At 57.4% G+C, this 23,530-nt stretch carries 23 protein-coding genes; 10 read left to right on the top strand and 13 right to left on the bottom strand.

Annotation, left to right across the window (positions count from 1 at the left end):
- Positions 1-67: 67 nt before the first annotated feature.
- Complete coding sequence (locus GVO84_RS09990) at positions 68-1,264, bottom strand: sensor histidine kinase (RefSeq protein WP_159514011.1); 1,197 nt, start codon at positions 1,262-1,264, stop codon at positions 68-70.
- Positions 1,261-1,956, bottom strand: coding sequence for a response regulator (locus GVO84_RS09995; protein WP_159514012.1), 696 nt, complete (start codon positions 1,954-1,956; stop codon positions 1,261-1,263). Before GVO84_RS09995 ends, GVO84_RS09990 begins: the two co-directional genes overlap by 4 nt.
- 124 nt (positions 1,957-2,080) lie before the next feature.
- On the opposite strand from GVO84_RS09995, the gene GVO84_RS10000 reads away from it, so the two are divergent.
- Complete coding sequence (locus GVO84_RS10000; RefSeq protein WP_159514013.1) at positions 2,081-2,866, top strand: MipA/OmpV family protein; 786 nt, start codon at positions 2,081-2,083, stop codon at positions 2,864-2,866.
- Positions 2,867-2,895: 29 nt separating this feature from the next.
- Here GVO84_RS10000 and yajD read toward each other — a convergent pair whose 3' ends face one another.
- Entirely contained in the window at positions 2,896-3,243 is a 348-nt protein-coding gene (yajD, locus tag GVO84_RS10005; RefSeq protein WP_003857471.1) for an HNH nuclease YajD, read from the bottom strand.
- 178 nt (positions 3,244-3,421) lie between these two features.
- Between yajD and GVO84_RS10010 the strand changes: the two genes are divergently transcribed.
- Both GVO84_RS10010 and GVO84_RS10015 read left to right on the top strand, forming a co-directional pair.
- Positions 3,422-4,447, top strand: a complete 1,026-nt coding sequence (locus tag GVO84_RS10010; protein WP_159514014.1) for an LLM class flavin-dependent oxidoreductase — start codon at positions 3,422-3,424, stop codon at positions 4,445-4,447.
- Between the two features lie 28 nt (positions 4,448-4,475).
- Positions 4,476-5,423: a zinc-dependent alcohol dehydrogenase family protein gene (locus GVO84_RS10015; protein ID WP_159514015.1), complete on the top strand. Its 948-nt coding sequence runs from the start codon at positions 4,476-4,478 to the stop codon at positions 5,421-5,423.
- A 3-nt stretch (positions 5,424-5,426) separates the two neighbouring features.
- Here GVO84_RS10015 and GVO84_RS10020 read toward each other — a convergent pair whose 3' ends face one another.
- Entirely contained in the window at positions 5,427-6,461 is a 1,035-nt protein-coding gene (locus GVO84_RS10020; RefSeq protein WP_032638218.1) for an AI-2E family transporter, read from the bottom strand.
- A gap of 133 nt (positions 6,462-6,594) precedes the next feature.
- Between GVO84_RS10020 and GVO84_RS10025 the strand changes: the two genes are divergently transcribed.
- The 4 genes from GVO84_RS10025 (at position 6,595) to GVO84_RS10040 (ending at position 9,807) form a co-directional block, all read left to right on the top strand.
- Positions 6,595-6,765 carry a hypothetical protein gene (locus GVO84_RS10025; protein ID WP_085930315.1) on the top strand — a complete coding sequence of 57 codons (171 nt, stop codon included), beginning with the start codon at positions 6,595-6,597 and terminating at the stop codon, positions 6,763-6,765.
- A 117-nt stretch (positions 6,766-6,882) separates the two neighbouring features.
- Complete coding sequence (mdtJ, locus tag GVO84_RS10030) at positions 6,883-7,245, top strand: multidrug/spermidine efflux SMR transporter subunit MdtJ (protein WP_029739354.1); 363 nt, start codon at positions 6,883-6,885, stop codon at positions 7,243-7,245.
- Positions 7,232-7,561 carry a multidrug/spermidine efflux SMR transporter subunit MdtI gene (gene mdtI, locus GVO84_RS10035; RefSeq protein ID WP_024909144.1) on the top strand — a complete coding sequence of 110 codons (330 nt, stop codon included), beginning with the start codon at positions 7,232-7,234 and terminating at the stop codon, positions 7,559-7,561. Before mdtJ ends, mdtI begins: the two co-directional genes overlap by 14 nt.
- A gap of 83 nt (positions 7,562-7,644) precedes the next feature.
- Positions 7,645-9,807 (top strand): bifunctional diguanylate cyclase/phosphodiesterase, encoded by a 2,163-nt coding sequence (locus GVO84_RS10040; RefSeq protein ID WP_159514016.1) that lies wholly within the window; start codon positions 7,645-7,647, stop codon positions 9,805-9,807.
- 1 nt (position 9,808) lies between these two features.
- Here the strand turns inward: GVO84_RS10040 and GVO84_RS10045 are convergent, their stop codons facing one another.
- The 8 genes from GVO84_RS10045 to puuD all read right to left on the bottom strand — a co-directional run bounded on the left by GVO84_RS10045 (position 9,809) and on the right by puuD (position 18,741).
- Entirely contained in the window at positions 9,809-10,630 is an 822-nt protein-coding gene (locus tag GVO84_RS10045) for a trypsin-like serine peptidase (protein ID WP_063143028.1), read from the bottom strand.
- Between the two features lie 279 nt (positions 10,631-10,909).
- Complete coding sequence (gene asr, locus GVO84_RS10050) at positions 10,910-11,377, bottom strand: acid resistance repetitive basic protein Asr (RefSeq protein WP_050583699.1); 468 nt, start codon at positions 11,375-11,377, stop codon at positions 10,910-10,912.
- A 148-nt stretch (positions 11,378-11,525) separates the two neighbouring features.
- Positions 11,526-13,013 carry a carboxypeptidase M32 gene (locus tag GVO84_RS10055; RefSeq protein ID WP_159514017.1) on the bottom strand — a complete coding sequence of 496 codons (1,488 nt, stop codon included), beginning with the start codon at positions 13,011-13,013 and terminating at the stop codon, positions 11,526-11,528.
- 160 nt (positions 13,014-13,173) lie between these two features.
- On the bottom strand, positions 13,174-14,439 hold the full coding sequence (gene puuE / locus GVO84_RS10060) for a 4-aminobutyrate transaminase (protein ID WP_159514018.1): 1,266 nt from the start codon (positions 14,437-14,439) through the stop codon (positions 13,174-13,176).
- A gap of 25 nt (positions 14,440-14,464) precedes the next feature.
- Positions 14,465-15,745: an NAD(P)/FAD-dependent oxidoreductase gene (locus GVO84_RS10065; protein ID WP_121423542.1), complete on the bottom strand. Its 1,281-nt coding sequence runs from the start codon at positions 15,743-15,745 to the stop codon at positions 14,465-14,467.
- Positions 15,742-17,235: an aldehyde dehydrogenase PuuC gene (gene puuC, locus GVO84_RS10070; RefSeq protein ID WP_159514019.1), complete on the bottom strand. Its 1,494-nt coding sequence runs from the start codon at positions 17,233-17,235 to the stop codon at positions 15,742-15,744. The genes GVO84_RS10065 and puuC overlap by 4 nt, the downstream gene beginning before the upstream one ends.
- 158 nt (positions 17,236-17,393) lie before the next feature.
- A complete protein-coding gene (gene puuR, locus GVO84_RS10075; RefSeq protein WP_047348722.1) occupies positions 17,394-17,951 on the bottom strand; it encodes an HTH-type transcriptional regulator PuuR in 558 nt (185 codons plus the stop codon).
- A 25-nt stretch (positions 17,952-17,976) separates the two neighbouring features.
- Entirely contained in the window at positions 17,977-18,741 is a 765-nt protein-coding gene (gene puuD, locus GVO84_RS10080; RefSeq protein ID WP_159514020.1) for a gamma-glutamyl-gamma-aminobutyrate hydrolase, read from the bottom strand.
- A gap of 214 nt (positions 18,742-18,955) precedes the next feature.
- On the opposite strand from puuD, the gene GVO84_RS10085 reads away from it, so the two are divergent.
- The 3 genes from GVO84_RS10085 (at position 18,956) to GVO84_RS10095 (ending at position 22,122) form a co-directional block, all read left to right on the top strand.
- Positions 18,956-20,374 (top strand): glutamine synthetase family protein, encoded by a 1,419-nt coding sequence (locus GVO84_RS10085; RefSeq protein WP_032657576.1) that lies wholly within the window; start codon positions 18,956-18,958, stop codon positions 20,372-20,374.
- A gap of 181 nt (positions 20,375-20,555) precedes the next feature.
- Positions 20,556-20,741, top strand: a complete 186-nt coding sequence (locus GVO84_RS10090; RefSeq protein ID WP_423257810.1) for a hypothetical protein — start codon at positions 20,556-20,558, stop codon at positions 20,739-20,741.
- Positions 20,731-22,122 carry an APC family permease gene (locus GVO84_RS10095; protein ID WP_159514021.1) on the top strand — a complete coding sequence of 464 codons (1,392 nt, stop codon included), beginning with the start codon at positions 20,731-20,733 and terminating at the stop codon, positions 22,120-22,122. The genes GVO84_RS10090 and GVO84_RS10095 overlap by 11 nt, the downstream gene beginning before the upstream one ends.
- A gap of 63 nt (positions 22,123-22,185) precedes the next feature.
- Here the strand turns inward: GVO84_RS10095 and GVO84_RS10100 are convergent, their stop codons facing one another.
- Positions 22,186-23,439 (bottom strand): MFS transporter, encoded by a 1,254-nt coding sequence (locus tag GVO84_RS10100; protein WP_121423548.1) that lies wholly within the window; start codon positions 23,437-23,439, stop codon positions 22,186-22,188.
- Positions 23,440-23,530: the final 91 nt, after the last annotated feature.

A 23,530-nucleotide genomic window follows, 5' to 3' on the forward strand; every position in this document is an offset into this window, starting at 1 on the left:
ATAAAGGGAATGGCGTTATTAAATGCGGGCTACGTCGAGAAAGATTCGATGTTCTGTCAAGGCTTTATCAAGAGTGGAGATTTTCATTATCGGACGGTTGCCAGGGCAATAAAATGCGCACAGCAAGGCCGCCGGTTTCCGGTAACGACGCGCTAATCTCACCCCCATGCGCCTGACAAATCGCCCGGGCGATGGACAAACCGAGGCCGCTGCCGCCGGAATGCCGCGCGCGGGACTGCTCCTCGCGGCTAAAGCGTTTAAACATTTCCGGTAGGAACTGAGGCGATACCCCCGGCCCGTCATCGGTAAATTCGAGGGTGTAATGCCCGCTGGCGTAGTGCAGCGCCACCTCAAGATGGCCGCCATCGCGTCCGTAACGTAGCGCATTTTCCATGAGGATGGTAACAACCTGGCCCAGACGGAACGCATCGCCTCTGAAGGGACAGGTGCGCGGGTTACGAAGCGTTATCCGGAAATGATGCGCATCAGCCTGGGGCATAATCCAGGCAGCCCGCTCCTGAATCAGCTCATCCAGACAGAACGGCTGGTCCTCCAGCACAAGGTTACCCGCGTCGGCCAACGAGAGAAGGTGGAGCTCATCGGTGAGGCGGTTGAGGTGCTGGAGCTGTTTCATCACCATGCCCAGCTGCGCCGGGCTGGCATCAAACACGCCGTCTAACATGCCCTGCAGACGCCCAATGGCGGCCGTCAGGGGCGAGCGCAGCTCGTGCGCCATCGCGACGTGTGAGGCGCGGAGCTCTTTTTCATAGCGGGCGAGTTGCCCCGTCATGGAGTTAAAGTCGGCCGCAAAGCTGACCATTTCCGCCGGCGCATCCTTGATAAGCTCCGCCTGACGGCCAAACTGCCCGTCGGCGACATCCTTTGCCGCATCGCGAAGGCGGCTGAACTGCAGCGCCAGCGGCCGGGCGTGTTTTAGCCCCATCACCACGATAAACGGGATCATTACCAGCACCAGCAGGGCCACCGTGACCCAGTCGGCTGAGGCGATAGACGGCGTGGAATAGCTCAGGCCCCACCAGGTGTCCACAATCGTGTGGAAGCGGGCCGGATTGGCCTGCGGGTTCTGGCTGAGCGTCAGAAACTCCTGCCGGACCGCCGACGGCATCCTGCCCATTATCCAGTAGTTCTGCACCGCATAGCGTAGCCACATGCAGGTGGCAATGACGATCACGCTGCCGATGGCCAGCGCTAAGATGCGCGCGCAAATCCAGCGCCACAGAGAGGAGTGCCGGTTTTTTATCATGGCTGTCTGAACCTGTAACCCACGCCGCGAACGTTGATCAGCACGCCGGAAATACCCGCCGCCTCAAGTTTTTTACGCAGGTTATAAATATGGGTGTCCACCACGCGCTCCAGCGCCTCGCTCTCCGGTAAACAGTGTTCCAGTAAATACTGACGGGAAAACGGGTGCGCAGGAGAGCGTAGCAGCGTTGCCAGCAGCGAGAATTCCGTTGGCGTAAGATCGAGCATCACGGGCGCGTCGTCGCCGTTATCCACGCTCGCCACAATGGCGGCGACATCCACCTCCAGCGTTTGCCAGCGAAGGATCGCTTCGTCAGCCTCTTTTTTACGGCTGCGCCGCAGCACCGCCTGCACCCGAGCCACCACTTCCCCCGGATGATAAGGCTTCACAACGTAATCATCGGCACCGTACCGCAGGGCGCCAATGCGGTCGGGAGTATCCCCCATGGCCGTGACCATGATCACCGGCACATCGCTTTTACGACGCAGGCCAGCCAGCACCTCGGTGCCGTTAAGCCCCGGCAGCATCACGTCCAGCAGGATGAGGTCGGGCTTCCACCGCTGCGCCATATCCAGCCCGGAAAGACCGTCTCCGGTAATGGTCACGTCGTAATTTTCACGCCGTAAATAGGCTTCGAGCACGCCAGCCGCATCGGCGTCATCTTCAATAATCAGCACTCTTCTGGACAACATCCGTTCACCTTGACCATTTCTTAACACTTTCCCGACGATTCATTGATTCAGCCAAATCATACTGCGCCAACATTGTATGGCCGCCCCTGAATCAGGAGACGCCAGCGTCTGTATGGAGAGCAGTATGATAGCGATAAAAAAAGTCCTGTATATGTCCGTCCCGCTTCTGATGGTCGTGACGTCCGGCGTGCAGGCGGATGATGGCTCCGCGTCCGATTCCTTCACCGTCGGGCTTGGGGGACAGTATGCCCCGCGTTACTCAGGCTCAGACAAGCAGGTGTGGCAGGTGGTTCCGGTGCTGCAGGGTCGTAAAGGCGCTTTCTTTATTGATGCGCAAAAAGGGGTGGGATATGACCTGCAAAACGAAAGCGGTTGGTATTTCGAACACACGCTGGGGTACGACTTCGGAAGGGCTGAGAAAAATTCTGGCTGGCGTGAGGGCGCAAACAATCTGAAAGGGATGGGGGACATTGATGCCACCCTGAATACCGGCCTTGCCGTGGGCTGGCAGGCCGCGCCCTGGCTGAGTGTGGAGGGGAAAGCGACGCTGCCGTTAACGGATAGCCAGGGGGCCAGCTATCAGGCCTCCGTGACGCTAATCCCCGTACAAAATAACCAGGACACGGTCGCCTTTCAGTCTGCGGCCCTGTTTGGCGACGGCCGTTATCTGAATACCTGGTATGGGGTCAGCGAGCAGCAGAGCCGCCGCACCGGATATCGCCGCTATTCAGCGCCGGGTGGATTTTACGGCGTCGACACCAGTCTGACCTGGAGCCATCAGTTCGATGCCCACTGGGGGACGGTGCTGAGCGCGGACTATACCTGGCTTGGCGACCATGCGAATGACAGCCCGATTGTGATGCGGCGCAATGAGGGGGCTGCAACCGCCGCTATCACCTGGACATTTTAAATTCGCGGAGCGCGATGTGGGCGAGGGGATTATTTCTTCTTATCCATCATCGCTTTTAAATCGGCAAACGGGTTAAACGTGGCGACGCCCACGTCTTTTTGCGCGTCTTCCCCTGCGACCACGGTGGTGCCGTACTGATCCGCTTCGGTGTATTTCGAATGCTCGTGATCGTGGCAAAACAGGCACAACAGCTCCCAGTTGCTGCCATCTTCCGGGTTGTTGGTATGGTCGTGATCGATATGGTGAACCGTGAGTTCACGCAGATTGGAATAGACAAACTCCCGCGAGCAGCGTCCGCAGACCCAGGGATAGATTTTTAATGCTTTCTCGCGATAGCCGCTTTCCAGCCGCGCGTAGTTTTTGGGGATCAGAGCCATTGCCGGTTTTACCTGCCATGAAAAAAGTGGGGGATATTATATCCCATTATGAGGCGGAATGACGAACCACGCTATTCTGTCAATTTATTTGATGCTTTCAGTTAAATAAACGGCATTTATTCTTACCGGGTAATGCGTAAAGTGGACAGAACGCAACGCATTATCAGGACACAGGGTTATGAAAAAGATCGGGTTTTTATCCTTTGGTCACTGGACGCCTTCTCCGCAGTCCGGCACGCGCTCAGCGGCAGACACGCTGCTGCAGTCCATCGATTTAGCCGTGGCGGCTGAAGAGCTGGGGGCAGACGGCGCGTATTTCCGCGTGCACCACTTCGCCCGACAGCTTAGCTCGCCGTTCCCGCTGCTGGCGGCAATAGGCGCAAAAACGAAAACCATCGAAATCGGTACCGGCGTGATTGATATGCGCTATGAAAATCCGATGTACATGGCTGAAGATGCGGGGGCAGCGGATCTGATTTCCGGCGGTCGTCTGCAGCTTGGCATCAGCCGCGGCTCGCCGGAGCAGGTCATTGATGGCTGGCGTCACTTCGGCTATGTCCCGCAGGAAGGGGAAGACGAATCGGATATGGCGCGCCGTCATACCGAGGTGCTGCTTGAGGTGCTGCGCGGTGAAGGGTTTGCAAAACCTAATCCACAGCCTATGTTCCCGAATCCGCCGGGGCTGCTGCGCCTGGAGCCGTATTCTGAAGGGCTGCGCGAGCGTATCTGGTGGGGAGCCGGTTCAAATGCGACGGCCGTATGGGCCGCAAAGCTGGGAATGAACCTGCAAAGCTCAACCCTGAAGGACGATGAAACCGGTGAGCCGTTCCATATTCAGCAGGCAAAACAGATCCGCGCGTACCGTCAGGCCTGGAAAGAGGCAGGGCACACGCGTCAGCCGCGGGTGTCGGTCAGCCGCAGTATTTTTGCGCTGATGGACGACCGCGACCGGATGTATTTCGGTGCCAGCCGTAACGACAGCGATAGCGTGGGCTACCTTGATGAGAAAACGCGCGCCATCTTCGGACGCAGCTATGCGGCGGAGCCGGAAAAGCTGATCGAACAGCTGAAAAAGGACGACGCGATTGCCGAAGCCGATACGTTATTACTGACCGTGCCGAACCAGCTGGGTGTGGATTATAATGCGCACGTGATTGAGTCTATTCTCAAACATGTCGCACCGGCAATGGGCTGGCGCGAGTAGTCGTTCCGCTATCAGCCGTGAGATCGTAATGGAAAACCTGGCCCTCTGGTATCGCCGTTTTGGCGAGCCAGAAACCGTTCTGCAACCTGAAACCGCGCCGCTGGGGGCGCTTGCGCCGGGTCACCTTCGCGTGCAAATGCTGTTTTCTCCGGTGAACGCGTCCGATCTCATTCCCATCACCGGCGCCTACCGCCACCGAACCCCGTTACCGGCGGTAGCGGGGTATGAAGGTGTCGGCGTTGTCACTGACGCGCCCGCGTCGTTTGCGCATCTGCTGGGTAAACGCGTCCTGCCGCTGCGCGGTCAAGGCACCTGGCAGCGCTATGTTGATTGTCCGGCAGAGTTTGCCATCCCCGTTCCGGACGCTGTTGACGCACGTCTGGCCGCGCGGGCCTATATCAACCCGCTGGCGGCGCAGATGATGCTTACCCGCTATCCGCCTCAGGGCAAGCGGGTGCTGCTCACGGCGGCCGGGTCGGATTGCGCCATTCTGCTGGGGCAATGGGCGCGTCAGGCGGGAGCGGAGGCGGTGTACGGGATCCACCGTTCCGCCGTTCACGCTGAACGGCTGGAGGCGATGGGGATCATTCCCGTCGCGCAGCATGACGCCCAGCGGATTGGCTCCGTCGCCGCGCATACCGACGTCGTCTACGATGCCACCGGCGGGCCGCTTGCGGAAGCGATCCTCAGCGCGATGCCCGAGCAGGGCATGTTTGTCTGCTACGGGCTGCTCTCCGGGCAAACCTTCAGACAGCAACGGCCAGCGCCGCGCGTGGCGTGGTTCCATATCCGAAACGGTCTGGACGCGCTTAGCGCTGAGGCGTGGCGAGCGGAGTTTGACCGCATCTGGCTTAATTTGCCCAACAGCGGGTACAGCGACGTCGCGATCTTTCCACTGGCGGAATGGCAGAGGGCGATTGGTACGTATCGCGAAGGAGGAAGGACCCGCAAGCCTCTCCTGTCGATGGTGGACTGACCGCTATTGATGGCTCATATCGCTCAGCAGCACGGCGATACTTTGCCCGCCCGCCGTTTGTTCCAGGCCAATCTTAACGATGATGGTCAGCGGGACGGAGAGCAGCATCCCAACCGGCCCGAGCAGCCAGCCCCAAAAAATCAGGGACAAAAAGACCACCAGCGTAGAGAGTCCCAGCCCCCGTCCCATCATGCGCGGCTCAAGAATGTTACCGAACACCAGATTGATGACCAGGTATCCGGCCAGCAGGATCAGCGCGTCATAAAGCCCGCTGAAAACCAGCACCTGAAGGATAGGGGGGATCGCCGCCAGCACGGAGCCGATGTTGGGAATGTAGTTAAGCGCAAACGCCAGCAGCCCCCAGACAAACGCAAAGCGAACGTCCAGCGCCAGAAGCATCACCCAGACGACGCCGCCCGTGACCAGGCTAATGGCGGTTTTCAGCACCAGATAGCGGGAGACGCTGTCCAGCGCGCGCTGAATCGCCCCCATTCCTTCAACAGGGCGGACCATTATCTGCTGCAGCTTTGCCGGCAGCTGCGGCACCTCCAGCAGCATGAACACCACCGTTAAAAACAGCAGGAAAATGGAGGTCATGGCATTGGAAAGCTGCGCCAGCAGGCTGGTGACGATCGTCATGGCCGCATTGGGGTCGATATATTTCAGGAGTTCCTCAACCGAGACTTCGATACCCGCGCGCTGCAGCCAGGGTTCCAGCTGCAGCAGCGGGATTGCCAGCGAAGAGCGGTACTTCGGCAGCGTTCGCGCCAGTTCGTTTAGCGAGGTACCCAGATACGCCACCAGCAAGACCATCGCCACAATAATGATGCTGATAAGCAGCGTGATGGCCAGCACGCGCGGAATGCGTAGCCGCGTCATGCGCTGTACCAGCGGATTAAGGATCACCGCAACAAACAGGGCCAGAATAAAAGGCACAATAATGTCGGCGGCAAAACGAACGCCTGTCAGTATGATCACCAGCATGCCCAGCATGATGACAATTTTTAACCCGTTCAGGGTAATGATGGGTTTAGCCATGGTGACTCCGAAATAATCTTTTTATTTATAATAAAGGTGAAAGGCGTTGCAATAAACTAACCAAAATCAAACGGTATGGGTAAAGAATTGCAAAGACTTTGAGTAAAATCCTAGCTTATGGTACAAATTTGGTGTGTTTAACTACCGAGGACAATTTTCATCCGCAAAGACGAGAAGCAACAACGCGGATAATTGTAATTTTATGGACAATATGTTCAGGACGTACTCTTCAAACAATACCGCTGTATACTCCACCTCCTTCTGCCTGCTTTCTGGTGAGCAACACTGGCGCACCGCACTATAGTCATTTCTTCTGCCTGAGCTAGCGCTAAGCGCTTAGCTGTCTGATTTCAATTCGTATTTTTTGGTTTGCTGCACGCAGCGGGCCACGATGGATTATATTCTCAAGCAGGAGAAAAACATGTTTTACTGGATCCTATTAGCGCTGGCAATTATCGCTGAAATTACCGGCACGCTGTCTATGAAGTGGGCAAGCGTCAGCGATGGCAACACCGGTTTTATTTTGATGCTGGTGATGATTTCACTTTCCTATATTTTCCTCTCGTTTGCGGTGAAAAAAATTGCGCTGGGCGTGGCGTATGCACTCTGGGAAGGGATCGGTATTTTGTTGATTACGCTGTTCAGCGTGCTGATATTTGACGAAACATTAACAACAATGAAGGTCGCCGGATTAACGACGCTGGTCGCAGGTATTGTGCTGATTAAATCCGGTACCCGAAAGCCTGGCAAACAGCAGAAGGAGCAGAACCATGCAACAGTTTGAATGGGTTCATGCGGCCTGGCTGGGGCTCGCCATCGTGCTGGAAATCCTGGCGAACGTTCTGCTGAAATTCTCGGACGGTTTTCGCCGTAAACTCTACGGCCTGATGTCGATTGCCGCGGTTCTGGGGGCGTTCAGCGCCCTGTCCCAGGCGGTAAAAGGGATCGATCTTTCGGTGGCCTATGCGCTGTGGGGTGGTTTTGGTATCGCCGCCACGCTGGCCGCAGGCTGGGTACTCTTCGGCCAGCGCTTAAATAACAAGGGCTGGATGGGGCTGATATTGCTGCTTGCCGGCATGATCATGATAAAACTCGCCTGACACTCCTCGAACCATGATTTACAGGCAGCGAAATTCGCTGCCTGTATTACGCTTAGAAAAGCAAAACATGAAGAGGATGGCTGATGTATCGCACATTAAGCTGGCGCAATATTCCCAATGCGAGAACGTTGTTTGCCATGGTCTTCATGGCGGGGATCGGCTTAATCATCTCCATCGTCGCACTGCTCTACCTTTCCCTGCATCTTATCAGCACCAAAACCAACGAAATTGATGAACACCGCACGGCGCTTTCCGTGCAGGGGGCCATTCAGACTTCGGTTAACCGCGTCTCTTCTCTGGTGCTTGATAACGCCGTCTGGGACGATGCGGTGCGGGAGGCCTACCGTCCTACGCTCGATACCGACTGGCTGTACAACACCTGGGGAGCCGGCTTTAAAATCAATAACCTCTATGACGGCACCTTCGTGCTGGATGAGCATTTCAACGTCCTCTGGGGATCGTTTCAAAGTCGGCCCTTTAACGAAAAAAACCTCGACTTCTTTGGCAAAGGCCTTAAAGCGCTTATCGACCAGCACGGGCGCGCGCTCGCGGGTGAAAAAAATATCTATGCGGGGATCAGCCAGACGCGCACCGGCGTGGCCTTTGTCGGCATTGGGCTGATTCGCCCGATGGTCGGCAGGTTACAGGTTCACGACGGAACGCGTCGCTATCTGGTCATTACCCGCCATCTTAACGCCAGAATCCTATCCGACCTGGGCGGCACCTTTCAGATCGATAACCTCAACTTTACCCCAGGCAAAATTAACGAGCGCAGCATGCCGCTTCACAGTGCAGCAGGGGAGTTAGTCGGATTTCTGAACTGGCAGGCGCGGCTTCCGGGCGCGCAGGCCGCCCGGGCGGCATCTTCAGATATCAGGCAGATTGTGGTGCTGGCGTCGGCGCTGATCCTGCTTTTCATTCTGGTGAGCAGCGTGGGGCTGTACAAACTCGCGCGCGGCGAAAGCCAGGCGCGTCTGGTCGCAAGAACGGACTGGCTAAGCCATTTACCTAACCGGCGCGCGCTCATCGAGGCGCTGGATCGGGTGCGTTTACGCGGTGATACCGACGTCAAAAGCGTGGTGTTTATCGATCTCGATGGCTTTAAGGATGTGAATGACATCTACGGTCACAGCGTCGGTGACGATCTCATCGTGGCGATAGCGAAAACGCTGAATGAACGCGTGCCGCCCGGCGGGATGCTGGCGCGCATGGGCGGGGATGAGTTCGCCATGACCATAGGCGGTGATGATGCAGAGGCGAAGGCGACCGCCTTTGCCGTTTCCGTGCTGGATTATCTCACCACCCCGGTTCTGCTGGGGGAACGTACAATCCATATCGGTGCCAGCATCGGTATCGCCAGCGGAACCCTGACTGAATGCAACAGCTCGGAACTGTTTCGCCGCGCCGATATTGCCATGTATCACGCCAAAATGAGCGGGAAAGGGCGTATTACCCACTACGACGCGGAGCTGAACAGCGTCCGGGAACGCAAGCTGGCGATTGAAAATCAGATTCGTGACGGTCTGGAGCGCGATGAGTTTGAGGTCTGGTATCAGCCGATTATTGACGCCCGCAGCCAGACAATGAGCAGCGTCGAAGCGCTGGTCCGCTGGCCGCGTCGCCCGGAGGGGCCGCTTGGTCCGGATACCTTTATCGCCATTGCGGAGACCAGCGGGCTGATTTACAAACTGGGTCAGTTTGTGCTGCAGCGGGCCTGTGAAGATCTGCAGCCGTACGGAGAATTAAAGCTTTCCGTTAATATCTCACCCGCGCAGTTTCGCGATCCTGCCTTTGAAGAAAAAGTGGCCAGCGTGCTGGAGAGCACCCGTTTCCCGGCCCACCGGCTGCAGCTTGAGGTCACGGAGAGCTATGTGCTGGAGAATCCGGAGCGTGCCCGCATGGCGATAGCCAATCTCAAAGCGCTGGGCACCGCGGTGGCGCTGGATGATTTTGGTACCGGCTATTCCAGCATTGGCTATTTGCGGCGTTTTAACTTCGACACTATCAAGATCGATAAATCCTTGGCCGGGCTGGTGGACCACGATGAACAGGCGGCAGCGCTGGTGAGCGGCACGGTGCGGATCGCCAACGCGCTGGGCATGGCGGTGGTGGCAGAAGGGGTGGAAACCGAGAAGCAAATGAAACTGCTGCGGCTGGCTGGCTGCGATCAACTGCAGGGTTTTTGGTTCAGCCAGCCGATGCCGATTGATTCAATCAGAGCGTTACGTAAGGTCAGACGCTGCTGATTTACTGCTGCGCCAGCGCTTCCAGCTGGTCGCGGAAACCAGTAACGGACAGGGCCCGGTTGTCGGCGCGCCACCGGTCTTTTGCCGCCGGGGCAGAGCTCTGGACGCCGATCAGCTGCCAGCCGTTTTCCGTCTTCAGCATCAGCGGCGAACCGCTGTCACCCGGCAACGTATCGCACTGATGCGAAAGCACGCTGTTTTGCGCCCAGCCCGTCACAATACAGTCGGTATGCGTATAAAGCGTATCCAGATGATCGACAGGGTAGCCCGACTGCGTCACTTTGCGGTCGGCGGCTTTCAGCGCGGCGGTGAGTGCGGCTTTGTCGCCGTCAAATAACGGCAGCGGCGTAATGCCTGAAGGCGGGTAGCGCAAAACGATCAGGCCAAAATCCCATGAGGCGGCCGCCGGTGGCACTATCCAGCCGTCACCATCGGGTTTCAGACGTTTGCCGAGAGACGGATCGACCCGGCCTTCAATGCCGTGGATTTCATAGCGCCAGGTCCCTTTTTGCGACACAAACCGCAAGGCAACCGCTTTATCCGGCTTGCCGTTTGGCGGTGTTAACAGACAATGGCCTGCCGTCAGGGCTAGCTGTGGGGTGATCAACGTCGCGGTACATAAGTTACCGCTGGCGGTTTCCAGTTGACCTATTGCATCCCAGGGAGCCTGGGTGGGATCGGCGACGCGCGTACGATCGTCATGACCGAAAAAAAGCGTCTTTAGCTCTTTCGCGCTAATGGTGTCATCACCGCCATCATCCGCATGTGAGAATCCAGAAAAAAGACCAAACGTTCCCAGTAACAACACAACAGATTTACGCATATCACACTCTGGTGGGGGTAATTATGATTATTAAAAGTGAACCCTATGAAAATACTATAGACGGGACAGCGCTAAAGTGGGAGTAAAATCAGCGTGCTACAATCAGGAAAGATAAAAATGGCTGGCGATGAGCGCGCATAAAATAAGCAGGATCAGAATCAGCTCAAACCGATAGCGTCGCAGCATACGCCCTCCGGATAAAAAAAACGGCGCGGAACCTGTTCCGGTTCAGCGCCGGTTTACCAACGTGCCCCGAAGGGCACGGTTAAGCTTGTACTCTTACGCAGCTGGCTGTGCAGCTGGTTTAGCAGCTTCGTGTTTTACTGCTTTTTTGTGATGCTTTTTAGCAGCCTGAGCTTTCTGTTCTACAGCCGGTTTAGCGGCTTTTTTGTGGTGATGCTTTTTAGCGGCCTGTGCTTTCTGCTCTACAGCTGGTTTGGTCGCTTTTTTGTGGTGCTTTTTAGCGGCCTGAGCTTTCTGCTCTACAGCCGGTTTAGCGGCTTTTTTGTGGTGCTTTTTGGCAGCCTGAGCTTTCTGCTCGGTTGGTGCTGCGGTTGCTGGTGCAGCGGCTTCTTTTTTCGCTGCAGCTTTGTGATGTTTCTTATGGTGAACCGCTTTTGCTGGCGCAGCGGTGGTGGTTGCAGCAGGCGCGGCAGCCGGTGCAGCAGTTGCGGTAGTGTCAGCAGCAAACGCAGCAGAAGACAGACCCATAGCAGCGGCAACAACCAGAGCTAATACTTTATTCATTCTCATACCCTCGAATTTGGTTTTTCATTTAACCCCACTGCGGGGCCGTTGAAATAACTATATCCCTGTAAATTCGAGGTTTCCGTGAGTGATTGGTATCGGCGTGTAACCATATGTACATTGCCGGGGTTTCCCCCGGCGATGCAGATTACAAATAGCGCGAGGTCAGATGTTCGCGGAAGTAACGGATATTCAGATCCTCGCCCGTCGCCTGGGTGATTAACTGCGACGTGCTGAAGCGGCTACCGTGCTGCCAGATGTTCTGGCGCAGCCACTCAAAGAGTGCGGAAAAATCGCCCTCAGCGATGGAGGCCTGCAGCCCCGGAAGCGCCGTTTTGGCCGCATGGAACAGCTGCGCGGCGTACATGGCGCCAAGCGTATAGGACGGGAAGTAGCCAAAACCGCCGTCGGTCCAGTGGATATCCTGCATACAGCCGTTGCGGAAGTTGTCTTTGGTGGATAGCCCGAGCCAGGCCTGCATTTTCTCATCCCACAGGGCGGGAATATCGTCCACCTCAATCTCGCCGTTGATCAGCGCACGCTCAATCTCATAGCGCAGCACCACGTGTGCCGGGTAGCTCACTTCGTCCGCATCAACGCGGATATAGCCCGGCTTCACGCGCTGGTTCCAGGCAATAAAGTTCTCTTCGCTGAACGCCGCCTGGCTGCCAAAACGGGCGTGCACGGCAGGGAGAAGATGCTTAAGGAAGGCTTCGCTGCGTCCCAGCTGCATTTCAAAGAACAGGCTCTGTGATTCATGGATCGCGGTTGAGCGCGCCAGGGCAATCGGCTGTCCTGCCCACGCGCGCGGCAGGTTTTGTTCGTAGCGGGCGTGTCCGGTTTCGTGGATCACGCCAAACAGCGCGCTGAGCAGTTCATCTTCGTCATAGCGCGTGGTGATGCGCACGTCTTCAGGGACGCCGCCGCAGAACGGGTGCGCACTGACGTCCAGGCGGCCGCCGTTAAAATCGAAGCCGAGCATCTTCATGGCTTCCAGGCCCAGCTCACGCTGGGTTGCCGTCGGGAAGGGGCCCTGCGGGGGAATAAACGACCGCTGAGCCTGTTTTTCCACCACGTTTGCCAGCAGGTCCGGTAGCCAGGACTTCATATCGCCGAACAGAACGTCCAGACGTGCGCTGGTCATGTCGGGCTCAAAAATATCCAGCAGCGCGTCGTACGGCGTACAGCCTTTGGCTTCAGCCCGCAGGCGAGCCTCTTCGCGGCTGAGTTTGACCACCTCTTTCAGATTGGCGGAGAAACCCTGCCAGTCATTGGCGGGACGCTGAGTACGCCAGGCGTGTTCACACCTGCTGCCCGCCAGGGATTTGGCTTCCACCAGCGATTCCGGCAGTAGGGTCGCCTGCTGGTAGTGACGCGTCATTTCGCGCAGGTTGGCCTGTTCGACGTCATTCAAATCTTCACCTGCCGCGGCGGTCAGCCATTCGCCCACCTTTTTATCGGTCAGGAGTTGGTGCTGCAGGACGCTCATCTCCGCCAGCGCCTCGCCGCGCGCGGCACTGCCGCCTGGCGGCATCATGGTGAACATGTCCCAGCTGGCGATGGAGGAGAGGTGCGAGAAGCGGGAGAGACGCTGGAAGGTTTTGACAAGTGACTGATAGGCTGATGTTTTTTGCAATTCTTATTTCCTCTTGCCAGGGATGTGTTTCAGTGAGCATACAATGAAACAGACCAAATTCCCCAACATTTCCCACACGGAGGAAATCTATGCCGATCTCCTCCGTTGAAACCGTCGCCGGCATTCCGGCAGACGGTTTTCGGTGGGCGCTTAGTCCTTATCAATCACGCATAACCTGTTGCAGGATCGCCAGCGCCTGGTTGAACTGGGCATCCGGAATGGTCAGCGGGTAAAGGAAGCGGATCACGTTTCCGTACTGGCCGCAGATCAGCAGCAGCAGGCCCTGGGCGAGCGCCTTTTGCTGGATCGCCTGCGCGATGGCGGCCGAAGGTTCGCGGCTCTCGGGATCAAAAAACTCCGCCGCAATCATCGATCCTCTGCCCCTTATCGCCACGAGCGCAGGAAAGCTGCCCTGAATCTCCTCCAGCGTGGCTGTCAGTCGTTCGCCCAGATGACGGGCGCGCGCGCACAGTGACTCGCTGTCGATAATATTCAGCACCGCGTGCGCGGCGGCCACCGCAAGTGGGTTGCCTGCATAGGTTCCCCCCAGACCACCGGGCGCCGGCGCGTCCATGATCCCGGCGCGGCCCACCACCCCGGACAGCGGCATTCCGCCTGCCAGGCTTTTAGCCATCGTCATCAGGTCGGGCTTGTCCGCGTAGTGTTCCATGGCAAACAGTTTACCCGTACGGGCGAAGCCGCTCTGCACTTCGTCGGCAATCATCACGATCCCGTGCTCATCGCAGATACGGCGGATGGCGGCCACCAGCTCTGCCGGGGCGACGTTGAATCCGCCTTCACCCTGAATGGGTTCAAAAATAATCGCCGCCACCTGTTTCGCCTCAATATCCGCTTTGAACAGGCGTTCTATCGCCGTGATGGCATCCTGGGTCGTTATGCCGTGCAGCTCGGAGGGATACGGCACGTGATAAACCGACCCCGGGAAGGGGCCAAATCCCAGCTTATAGGGCGCGACCTTGCCGGTTAACGCCATGGTCATATAGGTTCGGCCGTGAAAGCCTCCCCCGAAGGCAATCACACCCGGTCTGCCGGTGTGGGCCCGGGCGATTTTAATGGCATTTTCCACCGCTTCCGCGCCCGTTGTGAAGAACGCCGTCTTGGCCGGGCTCTGCACCGGGGCCAGCTCGTTAAGCTTTTCGGCCAATGAAACGTAGCTTTCATATGGCACAATCTGATAGGCCGTATGGGTGAACTGGTGAAGCTGTTTTTCCACTGCGGCCACCAGTTCAGGGTGACGATGGCCGGTATTCAGTACCGCGATCCCGGCGGCGAAATCAATATAGTCGTTGCCTTCCACGTCGGTAAGCGTGGCATTCTCCGCCGTGCGGGCGAAGAAATCACACATTACGCCTACGCCGCGCGGGGTGGCAGAAAGTCTGCGCTGATGAAATTCCTGGTTATTCATGTCAGATACCCTTTTGTCGAAACGATCATACGCCAAGACGATCGCGCAGGCTGTAATACGCCGCGCCCATCGCCGTGAATGGGATCCGCAGGCTGCGACCGCCCGGGAAGGGGTAGTGCGGGAGTTTGGCAAACGCATCAAAGCGCTCGGCGTCACCGCGCAACAGTTCAGAGATAAGCCGTCCGGCCAGGTGGGTGCAGGTCACGCCGTGGCCGCTGTAGCCCTGCATGTAATAGATGTTTTTATCCAGACGACCAAACTGCGGCATACGCGACAGGGTCAGCAGGAAGTTGCCCGTCCAGCGGTAGTCGATTTTGACGCCTGCCAACTGAGGGAAGGTTTGCAGCAGCTTTGGCATCACCAGGCGCTCGACATCGTCCGGATCGCGCGCGCCATAGACTACGCCACCGCCGTACAGCAGGCGGTTGTCGGCGGTGAGGCGGTAGTAATCCAGCAGGTAGTTGCAATCTTCCACGCAGTAGTTATTGGGGATCAGCGTGCGGGCTACCTCCTCCGGCAGCGGGGCGGTGGTCACCACCTGGGTGCCGCAGGGCATGCTGCGTTTTGCCAGTTCCGGCTCTATCTTATCGCCCAGATAGGCATTCCCGGCGACGATCACGTAGCGGGCCGTCACCTGGCCATGCTGCGTGCTCACCACGGCCGGGCTGGTGTGCTGAATGGCGGTCACCGGGGATTGTTCATACACCCGCCCGCCGTTCAGGCGAATGGCATCTGCTTCGCCGATCGCCAGGTTCAGCGGATGAATGTGCCCTCCGCTGCGGTCCAGCAGCGCGCCGGTATAGCGCTCGCTGTCGACTTCCCGGCGGATGGCGCTGGCGTCCAGCAGCTCCAGCTGCGTGTTGCCGTAGCGTTCCCAGTTGGCTTTTTGCTCTTCCAGCGTCTCCATCTGCTTATGGTTTAACGCCACAAACAGCCCGCCGGGACGATAGTCGCATTGGATCTGATAGCGCTGGATACGCTCCCGGATGATCTCTCCGCCTTCAAACATCATGCTCCCGAGGACTCTGGCGGCGTCGGGTCCGTAGTTTTTCTCAATAACGTCGATATCGCGGCTGTAGGAGTTAACCAGCTGGCCGCCGTTGCGTCCGCTGGCGCCGAAGCCGATGCGCGCCCCTTCAAGGAGCACCACGTCGTAGCCCATTTCGGCGAGATGCAGCGCGGAGGAGAGGCCGGTATAGCCGCCGCCTACAACGCACACGTCACAGCTGATCGACTCGTTAAGCGTCGGGAAAGGTTCGTAAGCGTTCGCGCTGGCCGCGTAGTAGCTGGTGGTATGTTCGGTCATGATTGAGGCTCCAGGGCAATCCAGATGGTTTTCAGTTCGGTAAATTTTTCCAGCGCGTGCAGGGACTTATCGCGACCGTTGCCGCTCTGCTTATAGCCGCCAAAGGGTACGGTCATATCACCGTCGTTATAGTTATTGACGAAGACTGAGCCTGCTTTCAGGCGGCGGCTCATGCGGTGCGCGCGGGAGAGGTCGCGGGTCCATACCGCCGCGCCAAGCCCATATTCACTGTCGTTGGCCAGCGTTAAGGCTTCCTCTTCGGTTTTAAAACGGGTGACGACCAGCACCGGCCCGAAAATTTCTTCCCGGCACAGCGGGGAGGCGGGGTCGATGTCAACAAAAATGGTTGGACCAACTGCGGAAGGCCATGATTGTTCCCGCCCGTCCAGCAGCAGCGTGCCTTTTTGGGTTCCCTCGCGAATAAACGTGTGGACGGTATCGGCGTGCGCAGCGTCGATGAGCATTCCCATCGTGCTGTCGGGATCGAGCGGATCGCCCGGCTGCCAGTGACGGGCCTGCGCTTTCAGCTTTGCCAGGAAGTCATCGGCGATGCTGTCTTCGAGCAGCAGGCGGGTACCGGCGATACAGACTTGCCCCTGGTTATAAAAAATCCCTGCGGCGGTCGCGCTCACGGCCTTGTCCAGGTCCGGACAGTCGGCAAAGATAATGTTGGCGCTCTTGCCGCCAGCCTCCAGCCAGACCCGCTTCATATTGCTTTCACCCGCGTCCTTCAACAGCTGCTTGCCGGTACGGGTTGAACCGGTAAACGTCAGCACCTCGACCTCCGGATGCAGCGCCAGCGCCTGGCCCGCTTCGTGGCCGTAACCGCTTATCACATTCAGCACGCCGTCCGGCAGACCCGCCTCTTTCGCCAGCCCGGCCAGCCGCAGGGCGGAGAGCGGCGATTTCTCTGACGGTTTCAGTACCACGCTATTGCCCGCGATCAGCGCCGGGCCCAGCTTCCAGCAGGCCAGCAGCAGCGGGAAGTTCCAGGGGACGATGGCCGCGACAACCCCGATCGGCTCGCGCACGATCATCGCCAGTTCGCCCGGACCCGTAGGCGCCACCTCGCCGTAGACTTTATCCGCCGCTTCGGCGTACCAGCGAATGGCGCGCGCCGCGCCGGGAATATCGTCGCGCAGGCTGTGGCGAATGGGTTTACCGGTGTCCAGCGTTTCCAGTAAGGCCAGCTCTTCGACGTGGCGTTCCATCAAATCGGCGAGCTTATGCAGCACGGCCTTGCGCTGCGCCGGAGACGCCTGCGACCAGTCACCGCGCTCAAATACCTCACGCGCGGCCTGAACCGCACGGTCCACGTCCGCCTGCTTGCCCCGCGCCACGTTCGCCAGCGTCTGCCGGGTAGCGGGATTGACGGTTTCAAACGTGGCGTTATCGGCGGCGTCACAATAGGCGCCGTTAATAAATAGCCGGGTCTCAATAGCGCTGTTTTTTGCTTTATCCTGCCAGTAAGTCAGGTGCTGAAAATGCATATTCACTCCTTTCTTTCGCAATCAGATAAATAAAGGCATGGCCGTTTCAGGCAATACGAAGCCGTGAGGCATCCCGGGAATTAACCCGTTGAATGCCGACATTGATCGTTTTTTATTTGTCCCGGCGTAAGCGCGCTTACGCCGGGACCGAGTGGTAATTAGAACGTGGTGGGGGTGTGGGCACTGATAATGCGGCAGATGCCTGCCGAGGTGTTGCTGAAGCTGTGCGGTATGCCGGTATTGATGGCATAGCTCTGCCCCGCAACCAGGTGATATGGCTGGCCATTAATGGTCAGCACTATTTCACCTTCCAGTATCGTACCGATCTCCTCACCCTGATGTTTGATCCTCTCTCCGGTCGTGGTTCCAGGCTGGTAAGTTTCAAAAATCATCGCCAGCGTACGGTTCGGATTTCCGTTATGAACCAGCTTCATCGAAACACCCTGACTGCCTATTTCGATAAGGTCATCCTGATTAATAACCACCTGCGGTTCATCAGGTTTTTCCGGTTCCGAAAAGAACTCCGAGAGCGACAGCCCATAAACTTTCAGCAGCTTTTGCAGCGTACTGATGGCAGGACTGACTTTATCCTGCTCAATGGTGCTGATGGCACTGTGTGTTAACCCAGACAGTTCGGCGGCACGCCGCTGCGAGAGACCCAGCTGCTGGCGGATCTCTGACAGACGTTTCCCTGGCGCCAGTCCGTCATCGCTCATAGTTGCATTTCCTTTACGATAGTGGTCAAAGCCGTTGCTTCTCGGCAACGTGGCTTTGACAGGCGGTGATAAAACCTTCAAACAACATGCGTGACAGGGCGTACTCGCTGCTGTTCCATTCGGGGTGCCATTGCACGCCGAGGGCAAAAGGGTGGTCATAAACGCTAACCGCTTCGACCAGCCCGTCCGTCGAGCGGGCCTCCACGCGAAGCCGTGGTCCTAACGTTTGTGCACCTTGCCCGTGTAATGAGTTTACCCAAAATTTGTTACAGCCTGGAATTAATTGAGACAGCAGTCCTCCCTCCTGAACCTGAACTTCATGAGACGGGGCGTATTGTAGCTCAACCGGCAGTTCAGCATCCTCCCGGTGTTCAAGCAGGTCGTTCTGCTCGAACAGGCGGCGATACAGCGTCCCTCCCGTCGCAACAACCAGTTCCTGCAGCCCCCGGCAGATGGCGAAAATGGGGATGCGCCTTTCGAGCGCGGCGGCAATCAGCGCCATACTCAGAAGATCTCGCCCGGGATCGGCGTTAGGCTCATCGCCGTTTTCACCATAAAGGTGCGGCTGCACGTTACTTGGGCTGCCCGGCAGGTAAATTCCGTCCAGGGTTGGCAGCAGGGCGGCCATTAGCTCTGGCTCTGCCAGCGCATGCGGTAAGGCAATAGGTAAGCCCCCCGCGTTAATAACGGCATTCAGGTACTTTTCTTGCAGGGTCTGGGTCTCATGACCCTTAAGCCTGTTTCTACACATCACCACGCCAATAACTGGCTTGTTCATTATATTTTCCATGATCGCCCTCACAAAGTGGACTAAATTTAGGCCATTCTCACCTCTGGAACGGCCTTTTCGTTCAATATTTTCTCAATCTAGCAACGGGATCTGCCTTTTGCAAACTTAATTTAACATTTGACAAACAATTTGTTTGCATACAAATTCGATAGGGTGGACATTATATTTGACAGTCCAGAGCAGCGAACGCAAATCCCAAAAACGGTGGTAAATCATGGAAACCAATATCGTAGAAGTTGAGAACTTTGTGCAGCACACGGATGAGAGGCGGGGCAGCGCCTTTACGCAGGAAGTGAAGCGCTATTTAGAAAAGTATCCTGACACCCAGTTTATTGATGTCCTCCTGACCGACCTGAACGGCTGTTTTCGCGGCAAACGTATCCCGGTTGCCGGACTGAGCAAACTTGAAAAAGGCTGCTATTTCCCGGCATCGGTTTTCGCCATGGACATTTTGGGTAACGTCGTGGAAGAGGCGGGCCTGGGGCAGGAGCTCGGCGAGCCGGACTGTATCTGCGTGCCGGTACCGGGCACCCTGACGCCGTCCGCCGCCGACCCGGAATACATTGGTCAGGTGCAGCTCACCATGGTCGATGAAGATGGCGCTCCCTTTGACGTTGAGCCGCGGAACGTACTCAACCGACTCTGGCAGCAGCTGCGCCAGCGCGGTCTGTTCCCCGTGGTAGCGGTAGAGCTGGAGTTCTATTTGCTTGACCGTAAACGCGATGCCGAAGGCTATCTGCAGCCACCCTGCGCGCCGGGCACCGACGTGCGTAACACGCAGAGTCAGGTCTACTCGGTTGACAACCTGAACCACTTTGCTGACGTGCTGAATGACATTGACGAACTGGCGCAGCTGCAGCTGATCCCCGCCGACGGAGCAGTGGCCGAGGCCTCTCCGGGCCAGTTTGAGATTAACCTGCACCATACGGAAAACGTGCTTGATGCCTGCGATGATGCGCTGGCGCTAAAACGTCTCGTCAGGCAGATGGCGGAAAAACATAAGATGCACGCCACGTTTATGGCAAAGCCGTATGAAGAGCATGCGGGCAGCGGGATGCATATCCACATCAGCATGCAAAACAACAGAGGCGAAAACGTGCTCGCAGACGCCAGCGGCGAGGATTCCGCGCTGCTGAAACGCGCGCTGGCCGGGATGATCGATCTGATGCCGGCGTCCATGGCGCTGCTGGCGCCGAACGTCAACTCCTACCGCCGTTTCCAGCCGGGAATGTACGTGCCGACGCAGGCGTCATGGGGACACAACAATCGCACGGTTGCCCTGCGTATCCCCTGCGGCGATCGCCATAACCATCGGGTCGAGTACCGGGTGGCGGGAGCAGACGCGAATCCGTATCTGGTGATGGCGGCAATTTTTGCCGGCATCCTACACGGGCTGGATAACGATTTACCCCTGCAGGAAGAAGTTGAAGGCAATGGTCTGGAGCAGGACGGACTGCCGTTCCCGATCCGTCAGAGCGATGCGCTGTGGGAATTTATGCAAAACGATCGTCTTCGCGAGCGGCTGGGCGAGCGTTTCTGCCACGTCTATCACGCCTGCAAAAATGATGAATTACTGCAGTTTGAACGCCTGATTACCGAAACTGAAATTGAGTGGATGCTGAAAAACGCCTGATAACGTGCCCCGGTAAGGGGCCGCTTTGTTTCATCGCATACGTATCACCCAACGGCCTGCGCGGAGCCTGGCCTAACTGTTCGCTGGCACGCCAGCTATCTCCCGGGAGTCGCGTTATGGAGCGCAGGCGGCACAGGGATTTTCTTAACGACACTGTGTGACGAGGTAAGAAATGATGCAGATGTTCAACTATCCGCAGGGCGAAGGGGGCCAGTCCGGCTCCTGCTGTGAGTGCGTGCCAGAGACGGTGCGCTGGTACGATCGCGTGTGTTCTTTACAACTTCCCCCTTTGCTAAGCAGGTTTGCGTCAAGGTCAACGCAATTGCAAACCACGGTAAGCATAGGGGGGACGGTTTATGGCGACTAACACCTCTCTTGACTCGCCGGGCATGGCCGGAAGAACCCGGCTGCGCAGTTCCCTCAAGCTCTGGCAGGTAGTCATGATGGGGCTGGCTTACCTCACCCCCATGACTGTGTTTGATACCTTCGGCATTGTGTCCGGTATCAGCAATGGCCACGTGCCCGCCTCGTATCTCCTGGCGCTGGCTGGCGTCATGTTTACCGCCATCAGCTACGGCAAGCTGGTACGACAGTTCCCGGAAGCGGGCTCTGCGTACACCTACACGCAGAAATCGATCGGACCCCACCTCGGTTTTATGGTCGGCTGGTCATCGCTGCTGGACTATCTCTTCCTGCCGATGATCAACGTGCTGCTGGCGAAGATCTACCTTTCCGCGCTATTCCCTGAAGTCCCGCCGTGGGTCTGGGTGGTGGGGTTTGTGACGATCCTGACGCTGGCGAACCTGAAGAGCGTTAATTTGGTCGCCAACTTTAACACCCTGTTCGTGCTGGTGCAGGTCGCCATCATGGTGGTGTTTGTCATACTCGTGGTGCATGGCCTGCACAAGGGTGAGGGCGTCGGCACCGTCTGGTCGCTACAGCCGTTTATCAGCGAGAACGCACACCTGATCCCTATTATTACCGGCGCGACTATCGTCTGCTTCTCTTTCCTCGGCTTTGACGCGGTCACCACGCTGTCGGAGGAGACGCCAAACGCGGCGCGGGTGATTCCCAAAGCCATTTTCCTGACCGCGCTGTATGGCGGGCTGATATTCATTGTTGCCTCGTTTTTCATGCAGCTCTTTTTCCCGTCGATCGCGCGCTTCAAGAACCCGGACGCCGCGCTGCCGGAAATTGCGCTGTACGTGGGCGGCAAGCTCTTCCAGTCGGTGTTTCTGTGTACCACGTTTGTGAATACGCTCGCTTCAGGACTGGCCTCGCACGCCAGCGTCTCACGCTTGTTGTATGTGATGGGGCGTGACAACGTCTTTCCGGAGCGGGTGTTTGGTTATGTGCACCCGAAATGGCGGACCCCGGCTCTGAACGTCATTATGGTAGGGATAGTGGCGCTGTCGGCCCTGTACTTTGACCTCGTGACCGCGACGGCGCTGATCAACTTTGGCGCGCTGGTGGCGTTTACGTTTGTTAATCTCTCGGTGTACAACCATTTCTGGCGGCGTAAGGGGATGAACAAAACGTGGAAAGATCGGTTCCACTATCTTCTGCTGCCGCTCATTGGTGCCGTAACGGTCGGGGTGCTGTGGATAAACCTCGAAGCGACGTCCCTGACGCTTGGCCTCATCTGGGCGGCACTGGGGATCCTTTACCTGACATGGCTAACGCGCCGTTTCCGCAAACCGCCTCCGCAGTTTGAAGCCGCTAAGATAGAGCAGGCCTGGGATTCCTGAACGATAAACGGCACCGGTACGCTGGTGCCGTTTATCGGGGTCGGACATCAGCCCGTAGGCTTGCTATCTTAGACGTTTATGAAGACTTGCCCCCACCAGCAGCGCCGCGCACAGCATCAGCGCGATAAACCCGCCCACGCCGTTCCAGCCGTAGTTATGCCAGAACACGCCGCCGAGGGTCCCGGCGATGCTGGAACCCAGGTAATAGCTAAACAGATACAGCGACGATGCCTGACCTTTGGCGCGACGCGCGCGCGGGCCAATCCAACTGCTGGCGACCGAGTGAGCGGCGAAGAACCCTGCGGAGAAGAGCAGCATTCCGGCAAAAATCAGCCACAGGGAGGAGAAGAGCGTCAGCAGCAGGCCAACCAGCATCACCGCCGTGAAGAACAGCATCACCGGGCCACGTCCGTAGCGTGCGGTCATCGCTCCGGCTTTTGGCGAACTCCAGGTACCGGTGAGGTACGCCACGGAAAGCAGGCCAACCACCGCCTGGCTGAGATGCCACGGGGAAAGCATCAGGCGATAGCCAATATAGTTAAACAGCGTGACAAACGACCCCATCAGCAGAAAACCCATCAGGAACAGGCGCGGCAGCCCTTTATCACGCCAGTGCAGGCGGAAGTTGATAAACAGCGTTTTTGGGCGCAACGAGGTCGGGCGGAAGTGACGCGATTCCGGCAGAATTTTCCAGAACATCAGGGCTGATGCTAGCGCAAAACACCCGATGACCGCCAGCGCAATACGCCAGCTAAAGAAGTCCGTAAAGACCCCGCTCAACAGGCGTCCGCTCATTCCGCCAATCGAGTTCCCGCTGATGTAAAGCCCCATCGAGAAGGCAACAAAGCTCGGGTGGATCTCCTCGCTGAGATAGGTCATCCCAACCGCCGCCACGCCGCTGAGCGAGAGCCCAATCAGCGCGCGCATCACCAGAATACCGTGCCAGCTGGTCATCATCGTCGAGAGCAACGTGCAGACCGACGCCAGCATCAGCGCGGTCACCATCACCTGTTTACGGCCAATGGCGTCGGACAGCGGCCCGGTAAAGAGCAGGCCAACCGCCAGCATGCCGGTAGAAATAGAGAGTGAAATACTGCTGCTGGCAGGCGATACGCCAAACTCATGAGAGAGAACGGGCAGGATCGGCTGAACGCAATAGAGCAGGGCGAAGGTTGCCAGACCGGCGGAAAAGAGCGCCAGCGTGACGCGCATAAACTGAGGGGTACCACGTTTAATAAACTGCACCGGCTGCGATGCTGCAGGTAAATCATCAATATCATTTGCCGGAGTGATATCAATGGTAGTTGTACGACTCACACATGTTCCTTGCTTAAACATCCCCGTGATTTCTGGTGACGGGTATGACCACATGTTCAGGGTAGGAAAATGTAAATATTCTGTCTAATAT

Origin of the sequence: Enterobacter sp. SM3 (assembly GCF_009811935.2) — a bacterium.
GTDB classification, from domain to species: Bacteria; Pseudomonadota; Gammaproteobacteria; order Enterobacterales; family Enterobacteriaceae; genus Enterobacter; species Enterobacter asburiae_D.